The following is a 16,773-nucleotide window of genomic DNA, read 5'->3' on the forward strand; positions in this document are numbered from 1 at the left end:
CGGGATCACAACCCGGTGGAGCGCGATGCACCTGGTCGGGCGCATGATCGCGGCGTGACCGTGCACACGCGTGAATGGCAGCTGGCCGCCCGTCCCGTCGGGGAGCCCACCCCGGACGACTTCCGCCTCGTGGAGCTGGACCGGCCCGACCCGGCCGAGGGGCAGGTGGTCGTCCGCATGCTGGTCATGAGCGTGGACCCGTACATGCGCGGCCGGATGAACGCAGGGAAGTCCTACGCCGCGGCCTGGGAGGTCGGCGAGACGATGAAGGGCGGCGCGGTCGGCCGGGTGGTCGAGTCACGCTCCCCCGGCGTCCCGGAGGGTGCGCTCGTGCTGGCCGACGCCGCCTGGCGGGACGTCGCCGTCCTCGACGCCAGGCACGTGCGGGTGCTGCCCGAGCTGCCCGGCATCCCGCCCAGCTACCACCTGGGCGTGCTCGGCATGCCGGGGCTCACCGCCTGGGCCGGCCTGTTCCGGCTCGCCGAGTTCCGCGAGGGCGACACCGTGTTCGTGTCCGGCGCCGCCGGCGCGGTGGGCAGCCTGGTCGGGCAGTTCGCCCGGCTCAACGGCGCGTCGGCGGTGATCGGGAGCGCGGGGACGCCGGAGAAGGTCCGCTGGCTGACCGAGGAGCTCGGCTTCACCGCCGCGTTCGACTACCACGACGGCCCGGTCGCCCAGCAGCTCCGGGCAGCCGCGCCCGAGGGCATCGACGTCTTCTTCGACAACGTCGGCGGGGAGCACCTCGAGGCGGCCATCGGCGCCTTCAAGGAGTTCGGGCGGGCCGCGCTGTGCGGCGCGATCTCCGCCTACAACGCCACCGAGCCCGCGCCCGGGCCGCGGAACATGTTCCAGATGGTGAGCAAGAAGCTGACCCTGCGCGGCTTCATCGTCGGCGACCACACCGACCTGCACGCAGAGTTCATCCGGAAGGTCCCCGCGCTGGTCACCTCCGGCGAGCTGGTGGTCCGCGAGACCGTGCGCGAGGGGCTCGACAACGCCGTCGACACGTTCCTGGACCTCCTGCGCGGCGGCAACACCGGCAAGATGATCGTCCGGCTGGCGGCCGAGGAGGGCTGACCGGGGGTTCCGGGACGCTCCGGCGGGGAAGGCTGCACCCCATGTGGCTCTTCCTCACCGCCCGGCTCCGCACCTGGCTGCTCCTCACCGTCGTCGTCCCGCTGGCCACCGGCCTGCTGCGCAGGATCGGCCGCGCCCTGGAGCGGCGCGTTGGGCCGACGCGGATCAGCGGCGCCCTGCTCAAGGCCGGCGAGCTCGGGGACCGCGCCCGCGCCACCCTGCGCGGCGGGCGGCGAGGCGGGCGGGGCCGGTGACCTCACCGGCCCTGGAGACCCGCCCCGCCACCGGGACGCCCCGCGCGGTGGCGCTGTTCTGCCACGGCGGCACGGTGGCCAGCGTGGAGCCGCCCAAGGAGCGGGCGCTGTCGCTGGTCCGGATGCGGGCGATCGAGCAGTTCGTGTCCGCGGCGGGGGCCGGGCAGGGGCTCGGCACCTGCCTGCTGCGCTACCGGGTGGCCGGCTGGAACGGGCCGGCCGCCGACGCGTTCGCCGACGTGGGCTGGGCCCTGGACCGGATCCGGGAGGAGCACGGGGACCTGCCGGTGGTGCTGGTCGGCCACTCGATGGGCGGGCGGGCCGTGCTCCGGGCCGGCGGGCACGACGGCGTGGCCGCGGTGTGCGCACTGGCGCCCTGGACGCCGCCGGGCGAGCCGGTGGACCACCTGCGGGGTCGCAGCGTGGTCATCCTGCACGGCCGCGGTGACCGCTGGGTGCCGGCCCGGTTGTCCGAGGACTACGCCGTCCGTGCCCAGCGGGCCGGGGCCCGGGTTGCTCGCTTCACCGTCCCCGGTGGGCACAGCATGCTGCGCGGCGCGCACCGCTGGCACGGCTTCGTGCGGGACGTCGTCCTGGCCGGGGCCGGGCTGGCCATGATGCGCCGCGACGTCGCGGAGGCGCAGGACCGCCCGGCTCCCGAGGGGCTGACCGTCGCGCTGTAGCCGGCGCCGGGTGTCGGGTCAGCGTCCCCTCGCGGCCTTCGGAAGCGACGCCGGGTCGACACTCGACGGGAGCGGGTCGTCGGCGAGACGGGCCCAGAGCAGCTCGTCGTGCTTCACGCCGTCGCCGTACCGGAACGAGCGGCGCAGCCGCCCCTCCTGGGTGAACCCGGCCTTCTCCGCCACCCGCGCCGACGCGGTGTTCTCCACGGCGTGGCACAGCTCGATCCGCTCGGCGTCCAGCGTGCTGAAGACCCAGCGGCAGGCGGCGTCCACGGCCGCCGGCGCGACGCCGCGGCCGCGGGCGGGCGGAGCCGTCCAGTAGCCGACCTGCGCATCCCCCTGGGCCAGGTCGATGGAGTGCACCGACACCGACCCGAGCAGCTCGCCGGTGCTCCCGTCCACGACCGCCCAGGAGGCCCGGCGGGCGTCCGTGCGCAGCAGCTCCAGCAGCGCGACGGCGTCCTCGCGCGACCGGACGCCGCCGGTGCCCGACCACAGCCGGGCGACCGGGTCCTGCTGGGCGACGACGACGGCGTCGACGTCGTCGTCCCGCCACGGCCGCAACCGCAGCGGGCCGTCGATCAGCTCCGGGATCTCCACCCGGCCATCGTCCCGCAGGCGGCTCAGCCCTCCGCGGACCCCGGCCGGGTCATCGGCTCGTGGCTCTTGCCCGCGATCGAGTCGGGCAGCACGGCGGACAGCCTGCCCATCAGCTTGCTGGTCACCGAACCGGCGAACACCGAGGCCTCGCCCTTCATCAGGCCCTCGAACCCCTGACGGGCGACCTGCGCCGGGTCGTCCTTGCTGTCGCTGGCACCCAGCTTGGTGTCGGTGGCGTCGGCGCGGTCGAAGAACTCCGTGTCGGTGGGGCCGGGCAGCAGCGCGGTCACGGTGACGCCGGCGTCGGTGAGCTCCTCGCGGATCCCGAGGGCGAGGAACTGCACGAAGGCCTTCGTCGCGGAGTAGACCGCCTGGAACGGCTCGGGCGCCTGCGAGGCGACCGAGGAGGTGAACAGGATCCGCCCCTCACCGCGGGCCACCATGTCCTGCACGACCCGCTTGGCCAGGTGCAGCGTGGAGACGCAGTTGAGCTCCACCATGCCGATCTCGGCGTCGAGGTCGGTCTCGGCGAAGCGGCCGGCCACCCCGACCCCCGCGTTGAGCGCGGCGGCGTCCAGCGGCCGGCCGGCACCACGGACGGCCGCGACCACCTTCTCCACCTCTGGCCGTTTCGTGAGGTCGGCCCGGATGTCGGAGACGGCGGCCCCGCGCTGCTGGAGCTGGAGCTTCGCCGCGTCCAGCTCGCTGTCCTCGGCGACGACGATCAGGTCGAACCCGTGCTCGGCGAACTGCTTGGCCAGCTCGAGACCGATGCCGCTGGAGGCGCCGGTGACGAGGGCGAGGGGACGGACGGCTTCGGACACGGGACCTCCAGCTGCGCGGAACGGGACGGACCGTCCCTTCCCACCCCGGTCGTGGCCCACGCGTCGGGCGCCGGCAAGGCGAGCCTGACCTTGGCCCGCGGGGGCCACGGGTCGGCCCCGGCGTGACACCCCGGCCGGGCAGGACAGGAGCGACCGTCCACACCGTTCCCGCCACGCTCCACCCGCCCGACCCACCCCTGCGAGGCCGCCGTGTACCTGTCGAAGACCGAGGCAGCCGTCCTGCCCACCACGCTCGGGGCCGCCCGGCCGGCCGTGGCCGCGCCCGCACCGGGCCGCCGGCGCACGTGGTCGATGCTCGGCCCGGCCTTCGTGGCCGCCGTCGCCTACGTCGACCCGGGCAACTTCGCCACGAACTTCTCCGGCGGCGCCGCCTTCGGCTACACCCTCCTGTGGGTCATCGTCGCGGCCAACCTCATGGCGATGCTCATCCAGTCGCTGACCGCCAAGCTGGGGCTGGCCACCGGGCGCGACCTGGCCACGCTGTGCCGGGAGCGCTTCCCCCGGCCGGTCACCTGGGGGCTGTGGCTGCAGGCGGAGGCGGTGGCCATCGCCACCGACCTGGCGGAGATCGTCGGCGGGGCGGTCGCGCTCAACCTGCTGTTCGGGGTGCCGCTGCCCATCGGCGGGCTGATCACCGCGGTGGTGGCGTTCATCCTGCTGGCGGCCCAGTCGCGGGGGCACCGGCCGTTCGAGCGGGTGATCACCGGGCTGCTGCTCGTGGTCGGCCTCGGGTTCGGCTACACGCTGATCGGCGCCGGGGTGGACGTCGGCGGCGTGGCGAACGGCATGGTGCCCTCCTTCGACGGCGCCGACAGCATCGTGCTGGCCACCGGCATCCTCGGCGCCACGGTCATGCCGCACGTCATCTACGTGCACTCCGCGCTCACCCCGGGCCGCTACGGCGACGTCGTCACCGCCGGCCGCACCCACTCCGGACGGCGCCGGCTGCTGCGCGCCCAGCGTCTCGACGTGCTGCTGGCGATGGGCCTGGCCGGGCTGGTCAACGCGGCCATGCTGATCATCGCCGCCCAGCTGTTCACCAGCGGCAGCGGCGCCGACACCCTCGAGGGCGTGCACGCCGGGCTCGGCGACCAGCTGGGCACCGGCGCGGCGCTCGCCTTCGCCGTCGCCCTGCTGGCCTCGGGCTTCGCCTCCTCGTCGGTGGGCACGCACGCCGGGCAGGTCGTGATGGCCGGATTCCTGCGCCGGCACATCCCGGTGCTCACCCGCCGGCTGATCACCCTCGCGCCGGCCCTGGCGGTGCTGGTGCTCGGCGGCGACCCGACGACCGCGCTGGTCTGGTCGCAGGTGGTGCTGAGCTTCGGCATCCCGTTCGCGCTGATCCCGCTGCTCTGGCTCACCAGCCGCCGGGACCTGATGGGCGGTTGGGTGAACCGGCGGATCACCACGGCCGTGGGCGTCGTGGTCGCGGCGCTGATCATCGGCCTGAACGGCCACCTGCTCCTGGGCCTCGTCAGCTGATCCCGGCGGTTCGTGCACCTGACCCCGGGAGATTCGTGCACGAACCGCCGCGATCAGCGGGGTCCTCTCACCACCAGCGGACGAAGTGGTGCACCGGGCCGTGGCCGGACCCGATGCCGAGGGACTCCCCCGCCGCGAGCGCCTCCTGCAGGTAGTCGCGGGCCTGCTCGACCACCGGCTCCCACGCACCGGGCCCGCCGATCCCGCGGGCGACCAGAGCGGCGATCGCCGAGGAGAGGGTGCACCCGGTGCCGTGCGTGGCCGACGTCGCCACCCGCGGACGCCGGGTCACGAGGACCCCGCCGGCGTCGACCAGGACGTCGACGCTCTCCACCCCGCCCAGGTGCCCGCCCTTGAGCAGGACCGCGGCCGGGCCGAGGGCCAGCAGTGCCCGGGCCTGCTCGACCATCGCGTCCACCGTCCCCGCCGGCGGCCCGTCGAGAAGCGCCGCCGCCTCGGGCACGTTGGGCGTGACCAGCGCGGTCAGCGGCAGCAGGTGGGTGCGGATGGCGTCGACGGCGTCCTGCCCGACCAGCCGGTCGCCGCTGGTGGCCACCATCACCGGGTCGCAGACCACCGGGCCGGGGCGCCGCTCGGCGAGCACCGCCGCCACCTCGCGGACGACGTCGGCCGTGCCGAGCATGCCGAGCTTGGTCGCCCCCACGGGCACGTCGTCGAGCAGCGTGCGCAGCTGGTCGCCCACGAACGCGGCGGGCACGGCGTGCACCCCGGTGACGCCGCGGGTGTTCTGCGCGGTCAGGGCGGTGAGCACCGCGGTGCCGTAGACCCCGAGAGCGCTGAAGGTCTTCAGGTCGGCCTGGATGCCGGCGCCACCGCTGGGGTCGCTGCCGGCGACGGTCAGCGCGACGGCGGTCACGGCCGCACCGCCGTCGCCAGCGCCGACCGCAGCCCGCGCGCCGCCGCCGCCGGGTCCTCCGCCGCGCAGATCGCCGACACCACGCAGACGCCGTCCACCCCGGTCACCGAGCCGGCGCGGGGAGCGTCGATGCCGCCGATCGCGACCGACCGCAGGCCGGCGGCCCGCGCCTGCGCCGCGAGCGCGGCGACGCCCTCCGGTCCGAGGCCGGTGCCGGCGTCGGGCTTGGTGGGCGTGGCCCAGACCGGACCGATGCCGACGACGTCGACCGTGCCCGGCGGCAGCGCCAGCGTGGCCGCCATCTCCGCCGGCGTCCCCGCCGACAGCCCGAGCAGCCGGTCCGGACCCAGGAGCGCGCGGACCTCGGCCGGCGGCAGGTCGTCCTGGCCGATGTGCACGCCGTCGGCGCCGGCGAGCAGGGCGACGTCCACCGCGTCGTTCACGAACAGCGCCACCCCCGGGGCGCCGGCCAACGCGTCGCGGACGGCGAGGGTGAGCTCGTACAGCTCCCGTCGCGAGGCGACCTTGTCCCGGACCTGCACCGCCGTCACACCTCCGGCGACCGCGGCCCGCACGACGTCGCCGACGGTGCGCGGACGGGAGAGCGCGGTGTCGGTGACCAGGTAGAGGGTCGGGTCGAGGGCCGGCCTCACGACTCGGCCCGGACGTCGGCGCGCAGCAGGTCCTCGGCGGTCACCGCGTCGAGCGCGTCCACCCAGGCCGCCGCGAAGGTCCCCGGTCCCGAGCACACCGCGGCGGCGGCCTCGGCCGCCAGCGCCACGTGCGCGTGCGCCGCGACCGCTCCGGTCAGGCGGTCCCCGGCCACGGCGACGTACGCCGCGGTGAGCGCTCCCAGCGCGCAGCCGGCCCCCGTGGTCCGGGTGAGCAGCGGGTGCCCGCCCCCGACCCGCACGACCCGCGAGCCGTCGGTGACGACGTCGACCGGGCCGCTGACCGCCACCACCCCGCCCGTGCGCGCGGTCAGCGCCACGGCGGCGTCCAGGGCGTCGTCGGCGGTCGCGGTGGAGTCCACCCCGCGACCGCCCGCGCCGGCGCCGGCCAGGGCCATGACCTCCGAGGCGTTGCCCCGCACCACGGCCGGCCCACTGCCCGCCAGCTCGACCGCCAGGTCGGTGCGGAACCGCAGGCCGCCCACGGCCACCGGGTCGAGCACCCACGGTGTCCCGGCCGCCGCCGCGGAGCGGACGGCGACCCGCATGGCCTCGGCGGAGCGCCCGTGCACCGTGCCGACGTTCACCAGCAGCGCCGAGGCGATCGCGGCGAAGTCGCCGGCCTCCTCGGGCGCCTCGACCATCGCCGGCGCGGCGCCGACGGCGAGCAGCACGTTGGCGGTGAGGGTCTGCACGACCGTGTTGGTCAGGCAGTGCACGAGCGGGCTGCTCGTGCGGAGCGCGGCGCGAGCGGCCGCGAGCGCGTCGACGTCCACGTGACATCCCTTCGCCAGCATGACCTGGGCAGGTTCGACGGGTGTCATCTCAGCCCGGCGCGCGGGCACCCCGTGTCGGGGCCGAAGGTAGCAAGCGCTCAGCCGCGCCGTCCGCCTCCGGACCACGCGGACTCGAAGAAGCCCAGCTCCAGCTCCATCGCCCGCCGGTAGGCCGCGGCGACGGCGGGGGTGTCGACCGCGTACCGGTCGAGCAGCTCCTCCAGCGTCGCCGCCAGCTGCTCGAAGCCCGGATCGGCGTAGGTGGCGACCCACTCGGCGAAGGGCCCGTCGGGGGCCGCGGCGGACCTCCCGGCCAGCGACTGCCCGAGGAAGGCGTAGAGCCGCATGCACGGCGTCATCGCCGCGCAGGTCTCCCCCGGACCGCCGGTCGCGGCCGTGGCCAGCAGGAAGTCGGTGTAGGCCGAGGTCGCCGGCATCGGCTCGACGCCGGTCAGGTCGATGCCCTCCCGCGCGGCGTACCCGTGGTGCAGCCGGAGCTCGTCGCGGACCCCGGCCAGCAGGTCGGCGAACGCCTCCAGACCGGCCCGGTCGGGGCTGCGGACGACCGCCATCGCGTAGCCGCGGGCGAACGCCTGCAGGAAGAACGCGTCCTGGGCCACGTAGCCGGCGAAGCGGTCCCGGGGCAGCGTCCCGTCGGCCAGCCCCCGCACGAACGGGTGGGCCAGCGTGGCGTCCGCGAGGTCGGCGGAGTCCGCCCAGAGGCGGCGGGCCAGGCTCATGCGGCGCCCAGGGAGCCGTCGCCCATCGCCATGTCCCAGAACGCGGTCTCGGCGTCGAGCACCTCGAGCACCACGGCGTCGTGCCGGCCGCCGAGGGCGTCGGCCGCGGCCGCCAGCCCGTCGACGTAGCCCGCGAACCCCGACGTCGTCCAGTGCGCCACGTAGCCGGCGTACTCCGGCGCGCCGGGCGCGGCCGCGGTCCACGCGGCCAGGTAGACGCGCTCGATCGCCCAGAGGGCGGTCAGGGCAGCGGGCACCTCGGCGGCATCCAGGCGGTCGAGCAGCTCGGCGTAGGCCGCGGTGGCCGGGAGGCGGGGGACGTCGAGGTCGAGGCCGCGGCGCCCGGCCAGCTCCTCGAACCAGGCCAGCTCCTCCACCAGCGCGACCGCTCCGGCCGCGAGCACGGCCTGCGCCGGGCGCGGCGCGCGGGCCAGCAGCCGGGCCTGGAAGCGCAGCAGGTCAGCCACGTAGCGGGCGTCCTGCACGAGCCAGGTGTCGAAGGCCCCGGTGCGGATGCTGCCGTCGCGGACGGCGAGCAGGAAGGGATGACGGGTGGCCCGTTCCCAGGCCCCGGCATGGTCGCGGATCAGATCGGACGTCGGCACGGCGCGACAGTACGGGCGGGGCTACAGTTCCGACGCACATGTGCGGGAGCTCGGGTGAACCGGGCTGAGAGGGCGGCTGACTGCGCCGCCGACCGCTGGAACCTGTCCGGGTAATGCCGGCGTAGGGAGCTGACCATGAGTACGTCCGATGCCGTCCGCGCGTCCACCACCCGCGGCGACGCGCCGCTCACCCTCACCGAACCCCCGCCGCGGTCGCTGGGGTTCGGCGACACCCTCGGCCTGTGGGGCAACCTCGGCGTCAGCCTGCTGCTGCCGGTGGCCGCGGTCTTCGTCGTCCTGCCCGGCCGGCCGCTGGCCGAGACGCTCGGGGCCGTCGTCGTCGGCGCGGTGATCGGCGCGCTGCTGCTCGGGATCGGCGCCGCGGCGGGCGCCCGCGAGGGCGTGCCGGCGATGGTGCTGCTGCGCGGGCTGCTCGGCCGGCGCACCTCCTGGCTGCCGACGGCGTTCAACCTCGTGCAGTGCATCGGCTGGGCGACGTTCGAGATCGTGATCATCGCCGAGGCGGCGTCCCGCGTGCTGGACGCCCCGCGCTGGCCGTTCGTGCTGGCCGCCGGCGTCCTGGCGACGCTCATGGCCCTGCGCCCGCTGGGCGTCGTCCGGATCCTGGCCCGCTACGCCATCTGGGCGGCGGCCGCGGCGGTCGTCTACCTGCTCGTCGACGTCCTCTCCCAGCCGCTGCCGGACACGATGGACGCCGGCGTGGCGACGTCGTTCTGGACGGCGACCGACATCGTCATCGCCCTGCCGATCTCCTGGTTCCCGCTGGCCGCGGACTACACCCGGCACGTGCGCAGCGGCCGCGCCGCCTTCGCCGGCGCGAGCATCGGCTACGGCCTGGCGACGATGGTGATGTTCACCCTCGGGGTGCTCGCGCTGGCCGCGTACGGCAGCGGCGGGTTCGACGTCATCGACGCCCTGCTGGCCGTGCCGCTGGGTGCGCTCGCGGTGCTGATCCTCGTCTCCGTCGAGCTGGACGAGGCCTTCGCGAACCTCTACTCGACGGCGGTGTCGGCGCAGAACGTGGTCGGCCGGCTGGACCGCCGGGTGGCGGTCCTCGTCGTCGGCGCCCTGGCCACGCTCCTGGCGCTGAGCTTCGACATCGTCGCCTACGAGCCCTTCCTGTTCCTGATCGGCGCGGTGTTCGTGCCGCTGGTCGGCGTCTTCGCCGTGGCCTACGCGCTCACCCCGCGGGGCGCCTGGGACACCTCCGACACCGCCCGCACCCGCCCGGCGCTGCTGCTGCCGTGGGCCGCCGGCTTCATCGCCTACCAGCTGACCCTGCCGACCTTCTTCGGCGGCCCGGGCTCGGGGTGGACGGCCTGGTGGGCGGCGCGGCAGGCCGACCTCGGGATCGATCCGGCCAACGGCTGGTCGGCCTCGCTGATCAGCCTCGCCGTCGCCGCGACGCTGACCGCGCTGCTGGTCCTGCCGGGCGTGCTGCGCCGCAGGCGGGCGCCCCGGTGACTCCCGACGTCGTCGTCGCCGGTGGCGGCCTGATCGGGCTGTCCCTCGCCTGGCGGGCCGCCCGGCGGGGGCTGTCGGTGACCGTGGTGGACGACGCCCCGGGCAGCGGCGCCTCGCGGGCCGCCGCCGGGATGCTGGCACCGGTCTCGGAGGCCGGTTACGGCGAGGAGGCGCTGCTGCGGCTCTGCCTGGCCTCGCTGGACCGCTACCCGGCCTTCCTCGACGAGCTCGCCGCGGACACCGGCGTCCGGGTGCCGCTGCGCAGCGCCGGCACGCTGGTGGTCGGCTTCGACGACGACGACATGCGGGTGCTGGCGGACCTGCAGACGTTCCACGTGGAACTCGGCCTCGAGGTGCACCGGCTGCTGGGCCGGGAGCTGCGCCGCCGGGAGCCGTCGCTGAGCCCCCGGGTGCGCGGGGGCCTGCACGTCGCCGGCGACCTCTCGGTGGACCCCCGCGAGCTGCACCCCGCCCTGCGCACGGCGGCCGAGGGCGCCGGCGTCCGGATCGTCGGCTCCCGCGTCACCGGGCTGCTGACCGACGACGGCACCGCCCGCGGGCTCGCGCTCGAGGGTGGCGCGGAGGTCCGCGCGGCCACCGTCGTGCTGGCACTGGGCCCGCACAGCGGCGCCCTCCCCGGAGCGCCCGCCGTACCGGTCCGTCCGGTGAAGGGGCAGATCCTGCGGATGCGCGGAGCGGCCGGGCTGCTGGAGGGCACCGTGCGCGCGCTGGTCCGCGGCCGCTCGGTGTACCTGGTGCCGCAGGGCGACGACGGCCTCGTCGTGGGCGCCACCGTGGAGGAGCGCGGCTTCGACGGCACCGTCACCGCCGGCGGTGTGCACGACCTGCTGCACGACGCCCTCGACGTCGTCCCGGGCGTCAGCGAGCTGGAGCTCGTCGAGACGCTGGCCCGCTGGCGCCCGGGCACGCCCGACAACGCCCCGCTGCTGGGCCCGACCGGCGTGCCCGGCCTGGTGCTGGCCACCGGGCACCACCGCAACGGCGTCCTGCTCACGCCGGTCACCGCCGACGCCGTCGCCGACCTGCTGGTCACCGGTGAGCTCCCCCAGGTGGCCGCACCCTTCACCGTCGACCGTTTCGGGGCACCCTGAGGTGCACGCCGCAGCGACAGGAGGACCAGTTCCGTGCAGGTGACCGTGAACGGCGTCCCGGCCCAGCTGGCCGAGGACGTCACCGTGGCCGATCTCGTGGCCGCGCGCGTCGGCGGGCACGACCGCGTCGCCGTCGCGCGCAACGGCGACGTCGTCCCGCGCAGCAGCTGGGAGCAGACCCGGCTGGCCGACGGCGACGCCCTCGAGGTGCTCGCACCGACCGCAGGAGGATGACCATGTCCGAGGACGCCCTGACCGCGGACCTCGCCCCCGCGCTCGCCCGCGAGGAGGCGGGTGACCCGTTCACCGTGGGCGGTGAGACCTTCACGTCCCGCCTGCTCCTGGGCACCGGCGGCGTGCCCAGCCTGGAGGCGCTCGAGGCGTCGGTCCGGGCCTCGGGCACCCAGCTGGTCACCGTGGCCCTGCGCCGGGTCGAGGCCTCGGCCGGCAGCGCGATGATGGCCGTCCTCGACCGCTGCGGTGTCCGGCTGCTGCCCAACACCGCCGGCTGCCGCACCGCCCGGGAGGCGGTGCTCACCGCACGGCTGGCCCGGGAGGCGTTCGGCACGAACTGGGTCAAGCTCGAGGTGATCGGGGACGAGCACACCCTGCTGCCCGACGTCGTCGAACTGCTGGACGCGGCCGAGCAGCTGGTCGCCGAGGGCTTCGTCGTGCTCGCCTACACCACCGACGACCCCGTGCTGGGCCGCCGGCTGGCCGACGCCGGCTGCGCCGCCGTCATGCCGCTGGGCTCGCCGATCGGCAGCGGCCTGGGCATCCGCAACCCGCACAACATCGCCCTGCTGCGCGAGGCGGTGTCCGTGCCGGTCGTGCTCGACGCGGGCATCGGCACGGCCTCCGACGCCGCCCAGGCGATGGAGCTGGGCTGCGACGCGGTGCTGCTGGCCTCGGCGGTCACCCGTGCGCGCGACCCGGAGCGGATGGCGCTGGCCATGCGCCAGGCCGTGGAGGGCGGCCGGCTCGCCAAGCTCGCCGGCCGGATCCCGCGCCGGTGGCACGCGGAGGCCTCCACGTCGTTCGCCGGCCTGCCGGAGCTGTGATCCTCCCCCGCCTGGTCGTGGTCACCGACCGGACGCAGTGCGCCCGGCCGCTCGTGGAGGTCGTGGCGACCGCCGTCGCCTCCGGCGCCCGGGCCGTGCTGTTCCGCGACAAGGACCTGCCGGCCCCCGAACGGTCCGCTCTCGCCGCGGACCTTCGCTCGGTGCTCGAGCCCGTCGGTGGCCTGCTGGTGCACGGCGGTGCGGCCGGGGCACCCCCCGGGACGCCGGTCCACCTGGCCGCGGCCGAACCGTTCCCGGCGGTGCGCCCGCCGCTGGTCGGGCGCTCCTGCCACTCGGCGACCGAGCTCGCCTCGGCGGCGCGCGAGGGCTGCGACTGGGTGACGCTCTCCCCGGTCTTCCCCACGGCGTCCAAGCCCGGCTACGGGCCGGCGCTGGGCCTGGACGGCGTGGCAGCGCTGGCGGTCGGCGCGCCTCCGGTCCTCGCGCTGGGCGGCGTCGGACCCGGCGACGTTGCCGGCTGCCTGGCGGCCGGGGCGCACGGTGTGGCGGTCATGGGCCCGGTCATGCGCGATCCGGCGCTCGTCGTGGAGTACCTCGCCGCGACGGCCGGATCCCCGGTCACACGGCGGCCCTGATCGGATGCCCGGAGTGATCTGGGCAACAACACGTTTGACGAGCCGCGCAGCGACCCATACGTGATTGTTCGGCCGGCACAGGCGTCCCGCCGGCCGGGAACCGAGGAGAGCACGCGCGTGACAGGGCAGGCGGCCGGAACCATCTGGCCGTCGGCGTCCCCACCACCCGCCGAGCCGCTGCTCGCCTGGGAGCTGACGGTCGTCGCCGAGCTGCCCGGCGTCCGCGCCGACGTGCGCCGCGAGCTGACCGCCGGAGCGCTCGCCTCGGGCACGCCCGACCTCATCGACCGCCTGGTGCTCGCGCTGGACGAGATGGCCTCCAACGCGCTGCGCCACGGCGGCGGTGCCGTCCGCGCGGCGGTCGGCCGCACCACGACCGCCTACCTGGTCGAGGTGTCGGACCAGGCAGCACGGACGCCGCCGACGCCGGCGGTGGGCCGCGACCCCAGCTTCGGAGGGCTGGGCCTCTACCTCATCGCGGAGCTGGCCGATGACCACGGCTGGTACGCCGCCGACGGCGCCAAGCACGTGTGGGCGCTGCTCCCCCGCTGAGCGGACGGCCGGGTGCGCCTCAGTCCTGGGGGTGCAGGCGCATCGCGACGATGGCGACGTCGTCCTGCAGACCCTCGGGGCGCAGCCGCTCCAGCAGCGCGTCGCACAGCTCCGGCAACGGCATGCCGCCCAGTTCCGCGAACGCCGCGATGAGCCGCGCGGTGCCCTCGTCGAGCGAGAGGTCGCGGCCCTCCACCAGTCCGTCGGTGTAGAGCAGCACGGTGCTGCCGCGGGCCACCGTCGTCTCGGTCTCGGTGCGCCGGGCCGCCGCGTCCACACCGAGCATCAGCTGCGCGCGGTCGCCGGCCAGCGCCTCGATCCGGCCGTCGGGGTGGAGCACCAGCGGCGGCGGGTGACCGGCGTTGGACCAGCGCAGCCGGGTGAGGCCGGCGGCCCGCTCCTCGGCGGTCTGCTCGACGCGCACGAGGGCGGCCGTGGCCAGGGTCCCCACCTGGAGGCCCTGCATCGCGGCGTCGAGGTCGGTCAGCACCGCGGCCGGGCCGATGCCGTCCCGGAAGCCGATGCCGCGCAGCATGCCGCGCAGCTGACCCATGGCCGCGGCGGCCTCGGTGTCGTGCCCCACGACGTCGCCGATGACGAGCATGGTGGCACCCGAGGGCTGCACCCAGGCGTCGTACCAGTCCCCGCCGACCTCGGCGACCGCCATCGCCGGGTGGTAGCGGACCACGATCTCGGAGGAGGCCGGCTGCGGCGGTGCGGTGAGCATGCCGCGCTGCAGGCCCTCGGCCAACCGGCGCTGCTGCTGGTACAGCCGCGCGTTGTCCAGCGCCAGCGCCATCCGGCCGGCCACGTCCTGCACGGTCGCCGTGTCGTCGCCGTCGGGCACGGGGCGGTCGGCCGACCGGTACACGCTGAGGGCGCCGAGCGTCCGGCCACGGGCCGACATCGCCGTGGTCACCGCCGACTGCGGCGCCAGAGCCCAGAAGGCATCGCGCACCTCGCCGGCCGGGAGCGTCTGCCCGACCGTGGCGGCGATGTCGGGCACCACGAGCGCCTGCCCGGACGCCAGCGCCCGCATGATCGGCGCGTCCGGCTGCAGCGCGGCCAGCCGGGAGGCCGCGTAGCGGGCGACGAGCTCCTCCTGCTGCGGGTCCCGGTGCGAGGTCGCCACGTCGCGCATCCGGCCCTCCTCGTCGACCAAGGTGAGGATCGCCCAGTCGCCGAGCCCGGGGACCAGTAGCCGGGCCACCCGGCGGAGCGCGGCCTCCTCGTCCTCCCGGGTGGCCAGCTGGGCGGACATGGCGGTGGTGGTGTGGGCGACGAGGGCGAGCCGGGACGCACCACGCCGGGCCTGCTCCTCCGCCGCCCGCCGTTCGGTCACGTCCAGGAACGACACCGAGAGGCCGTCGGGGGTGGGCCAGGCCCGGACCTCGAACCAGGCGTCCAGGGGCGCCGGGTAGTACGCCTCGAACATCTGCTCGCGGCCGGTCGTCGCCGCTCCCCGGTAGTGCCGTTCGAAGTCGCTGCCCACGGCCGCCGGGAAGAGGTCCCAGACGACGCCGCCGAGCAGATCCTCCCGGGAGGCGCCCAGCACCCGTTCGGCCTCGGTGTTGACGTAGGTGAAGCGCCAGTCCCGGTCGAGGGAGAAGAAGGAGGCCTTCATCGCCTCCAGCAGCCGGGCGATGCGGACGTCCTCCTGCCGCTGCGGGGTGGTGTCGTAGCCGGCGCCGAGCAGGCGCACCGGGGTGCCCCGGTCGTCGGCGACGGCGCGCCCGCTGCCCCGGACCCAGCGGGTGTCCCCGGAGGGCAGGACGACGCGGAACTCCGCGTCGTAGGCGCCGACGGTGTCGATAGCCGCCTGCAGCGCCTCCAGGGTGCGGTCGCGGTCGTCGGGGTGCACCCGGGCGGCGAACGCGTCGATGGTCTCGTCGAACCCGGCGCGGTCGTAGCCGAAGAGGGCGAGCAGCCGGTCGTCCCACAGCAGCCGGCCGGTGACCAGGTTCCAGTCGAAGCTGCCGATGCCGGCGGCGTCGATGGCGAGCTCGAAGCGCAGCCGGTGCGCCTCGTACTCGGCGGTGACCGCCATGAGCTGGAGCTCGGTGCCGACCGAGTCGGCGAGCTGGCGGAGCAGGGCGATGTCCCGTTCGGTCCAGTCCCGCGCCTCGGCCCCGTAGACGCACAGCGCGCCGAGCACCTCGCCCTCGGACGCCATCAGCGGGACCCCCAGGTAGGAGCCGATCTCCCCGGAGCGGACGGGGGCGCGCTCGGACACGCGGGGATCGCGGGCCGCGTCCCGGACCACGAGCGGACCGCCACCGGCCACGGCCACCGCGCACAGCGAGTCGGCCAGCGGGAGCCGGGCGCCGATGCCACCCGGTGGCAGACCGGTGCCCGCCACAGCCGTCTGGGCCTCGCCGACGAGGGACACCTGCGCGATGTCGCAGCCGAGCAGTCGGGTGGTCAGGTCGGTGAGCCGCTGGAGGCTCCGGGAGCCGAGGGCCTCGGGAACCAGCCGGCGCACGAGCTCCGTGCGGGCAGGGTCCGGCCGCGTCCCGGCGTCCACGACTCCGGCGGACTGCCCCGGGGATCCCTCGGCGGCGGTCACGACGGTTCCTTCCCCAGAGATCCGCAGTGGCGGACACGGCTGTTCCGGTCCGGCCACGGTCGGTACACAGGGTGTCACACCGGTCGGCCGATCGCTCGGGCCGCGGGAACGGGTGGGGCAGGAGACCGGTGCGGGGCGACGAGGCCCCGGAGCCGGGGCGGGCGCCCTCGGCGGCCGGGACCGGTGCCGGTCCCGGCCGTCGTCGGCGGGCGCCCGCCGCTCGGCGGCGGTGGCGGACGGGGGACCGTCCGCCGGCGCGGGTCCTCGGGAGCCGGCGACGCCGTCGCGACCGCCGACCGGAGCGCCGGGCGGGGATGTCGCTCGCCGGTCCGTCGTCGTCCACCTCGCGCCGGCCAGGCACTGACGGTCAGAGACCCGGGTCGCGAGGGTTTCGCGCCCGCCGGGCACCGGCAGGACCTGTCGTCCACCGCGACGGTTCCGGTACCGGCAGTCCACGCCGCCGGCGATCCGTGCCTCCCTGGAGGGTCCGCGCGCTGTCTTGGAGTGCGACAGCCGTGCGGGAGGACGAGGCCGGATACGACGAGCGGAGAGGTCTGCGGGTACTGCGGAAGAGCACCGTCGGGGTGGGCTGGGCGTGGCCGACGGGGGTCGGCCGGGAGGGAGGACGGGGTCGGGACCGAGACGACGATCCACGGTCACCCGGGGAAGAGGGCGACCGGTCGCGGCGTGCTCGACGGAGTGCGGTGGACGGCGTCCACGGCCGGCTGCCGTGGTCGCGCTCGGTGCGTCACCCTGGCGCTGGCGGCGCCGGGTGGGGGTGCGACGAAGGT

General features: G+C 75.9%; 18 protein-coding genes and 2 riboswitches. Of the genes, 10 read left to right on the forward strand and 8 right to left on the reverse strand.

Annotation, left to right across the window (positions count from 1 at the left end; translation table 11 throughout):
- Positions 1-54: 54 nt before the first annotated feature.
- The 3 genes from GCU60_RS03385 to GCU60_RS03395 are packed head-to-tail and all read left to right on the forward strand — an operon-like array spanning position 55 to position 2,014.
- Positions 55-1,077 (forward strand): NADP-dependent oxidoreductase, encoded by a 1,023-nt coding sequence (locus tag GCU60_RS03385; RefSeq protein WP_345770364.1) that lies wholly within the window; start codon positions 55-57, stop codon positions 1,075-1,077.
- Positions 1,078-1,118: 41 nt separating this feature from the next.
- A complete protein-coding gene (locus GCU60_RS03390; protein ID WP_163202239.1) occupies positions 1,119-1,331 on the forward strand; it encodes a hypothetical protein in 213 nt (70 codons plus the stop codon).
- Complete coding sequence (locus GCU60_RS03395) at positions 1,328-2,014, forward strand: alpha/beta fold hydrolase (protein ID WP_163202240.1); 687 nt, start codon at positions 1,328-1,330, stop codon at positions 2,012-2,014. The genes GCU60_RS03390 and GCU60_RS03395 overlap by 4 nt, the downstream gene beginning before the upstream one ends.
- 18 nt (positions 2,015-2,032) lie before the next feature.
- Here GCU60_RS03395 and GCU60_RS03400 read toward each other — a convergent pair whose 3' ends face one another.
- Both GCU60_RS03400 and GCU60_RS03405 read right to left on the reverse strand, forming a co-directional pair.
- Entirely contained in the window at positions 2,033-2,614 is a 582-nt protein-coding gene (locus GCU60_RS03400; protein WP_163202242.1) for a GNAT family N-acetyltransferase, read from the reverse strand.
- A gap of 23 nt (positions 2,615-2,637) precedes the next feature.
- Positions 2,638-3,438, reverse strand: a complete 801-nt coding sequence (locus GCU60_RS03405; protein WP_163202243.1) for an SDR family NAD(P)-dependent oxidoreductase — start codon at positions 3,436-3,438, stop codon at positions 2,638-2,640.
- Between the two features lie 210 nt (positions 3,439-3,648).
- On the opposite strand from GCU60_RS03405, the gene GCU60_RS03410 reads away from it, so the two are divergent.
- Positions 3,649-4,941, forward strand: coding sequence for an Nramp family divalent metal transporter (locus tag GCU60_RS03410; RefSeq protein ID WP_163202245.1), 1,293 nt, complete (start codon positions 3,649-3,651; stop codon positions 4,939-4,941).
- A 67-nt stretch (positions 4,942-5,008) separates the two neighbouring features.
- Here the strand turns inward: GCU60_RS03410 and thiD are convergent, their stop codons facing one another.
- The 5 genes from thiD to GCU60_RS03430 form a co-directional block, all read right to left on the reverse strand.
- Positions 5,009-5,818, reverse strand: coding sequence for a bifunctional hydroxymethylpyrimidine kinase/phosphomethylpyrimidine kinase (thiD, locus tag GCU60_RS03415; protein WP_163202247.1), 810 nt, complete (start codon positions 5,816-5,818; stop codon positions 5,009-5,011).
- On the reverse strand, positions 5,815-6,471 hold the full coding sequence (gene thiE, locus GCU60_RS19775; protein WP_345770365.1) for a thiamine phosphate synthase: 657 nt from the start codon (positions 6,469-6,471) through the stop codon (positions 5,815-5,817). Before thiE ends, thiD begins: the two co-directional genes overlap by 4 nt.
- Positions 6,468-7,265 (reverse strand): hydroxyethylthiazole kinase, encoded by a 798-nt coding sequence (gene thiM, locus GCU60_RS19780; protein WP_345770366.1) that lies wholly within the window; start codon positions 7,263-7,265, stop codon positions 6,468-6,470. Before thiM ends, thiE begins: the two co-directional genes overlap by 4 nt.
- A riboswitch (TPP riboswitch) is annotated at positions 7,255-7,348 on the reverse strand. (Overlaps the previous gene by 11 nt.)
- Positions 7,349-7,363: 15 nt before the next feature.
- The gene (locus GCU60_RS03425) at positions 7,364-8,005 is read right to left on the reverse strand and encodes a TenA family protein (RefSeq protein ID WP_163202249.1); all 642 of its coding nucleotides are present in this window, start codon (positions 8,003-8,005) and stop codon (positions 7,364-7,366) included.
- Positions 8,002-8,610 carry a TenA family transcriptional regulator gene (locus GCU60_RS03430; protein WP_163202250.1) on the reverse strand — a complete coding sequence of 203 codons (609 nt, stop codon included), beginning with the start codon at positions 8,608-8,610 and terminating at the stop codon, positions 8,002-8,004. Before GCU60_RS03430 ends, GCU60_RS03425 begins: the two co-directional genes overlap by 4 nt.
- A gap of 32 nt (positions 8,611-8,642) precedes the next feature.
- A riboswitch (TPP riboswitch) is annotated at positions 8,643-8,755 on the forward strand.
- On the opposite strand from GCU60_RS03430, the gene GCU60_RS03435 reads away from it, so the two are divergent.
- The 6 genes from GCU60_RS03435 (at position 8,746) to GCU60_RS03460 (ending at position 13,416) form a co-directional block, all read left to right on the forward strand.
- Positions 8,746-10,095, forward strand: a complete 1,350-nt coding sequence (locus tag GCU60_RS03435; protein ID WP_163202251.1) for a purine-cytosine permease family protein — start codon at positions 8,746-8,748, stop codon at positions 10,093-10,095. Its footprint overlaps the riboswitch before it by 10 nt.
- Positions 10,092-11,207, forward strand: coding sequence for a glycine oxidase ThiO (thiO, locus tag GCU60_RS03440; RefSeq protein WP_163202253.1), 1,116 nt, complete (start codon positions 10,092-10,094; stop codon positions 11,205-11,207). Before GCU60_RS03435 ends, thiO begins: the two co-directional genes overlap by 4 nt.
- Positions 11,208-11,240: 33 nt before the next feature.
- On the forward strand, positions 11,241-11,441 hold the full coding sequence (gene thiS / locus GCU60_RS03445) for a sulfur carrier protein ThiS (RefSeq protein WP_163202254.1): 201 nt from the start codon (positions 11,241-11,243) through the stop codon (positions 11,439-11,441).
- 2 nt (positions 11,442-11,443) lie between these two features.
- Positions 11,444-12,268 carry a thiazole synthase gene (locus GCU60_RS03450; protein ID WP_275585406.1) on the forward strand — a complete coding sequence of 275 codons (825 nt, stop codon included), beginning with the start codon at positions 11,444-11,446 and terminating at the stop codon, positions 12,266-12,268.
- Positions 12,265-12,864 carry a thiamine phosphate synthase gene (locus GCU60_RS03455; protein WP_163202255.1) on the forward strand — a complete coding sequence of 200 codons (600 nt, stop codon included), beginning with the start codon at positions 12,265-12,267 and terminating at the stop codon, positions 12,862-12,864. The genes GCU60_RS03450 and GCU60_RS03455 overlap by 4 nt, the downstream gene beginning before the upstream one ends.
- A 117-nt stretch (positions 12,865-12,981) precedes the next feature.
- Entirely contained in the window at positions 12,982-13,416 is a 435-nt protein-coding gene (locus GCU60_RS03460) for an ATP-binding protein (protein WP_163202257.1), read from the forward strand.
- Between the two features lie 19 nt (positions 13,417-13,435).
- Here the strand turns inward: GCU60_RS03460 and GCU60_RS03465 are convergent, their stop codons facing one another.
- Entirely contained in the window at positions 13,436-15,982 is a 2,547-nt protein-coding gene (locus tag GCU60_RS03465; RefSeq protein ID WP_345770367.1) for a SpoIIE family protein phosphatase, read from the reverse strand.
- Positions 15,983-16,773 lie beyond the last annotated feature (791 nt).

Origin of the sequence: Blastococcus saxobsidens, from assembly GCF_010682065.1 — a bacterium.
Taxonomy (GTDB): domain Bacteria; phylum Actinomycetota; class Actinomycetes; order Mycobacteriales; family Geodermatophilaceae; genus Blastococcus; species Blastococcus saxobsidens_B.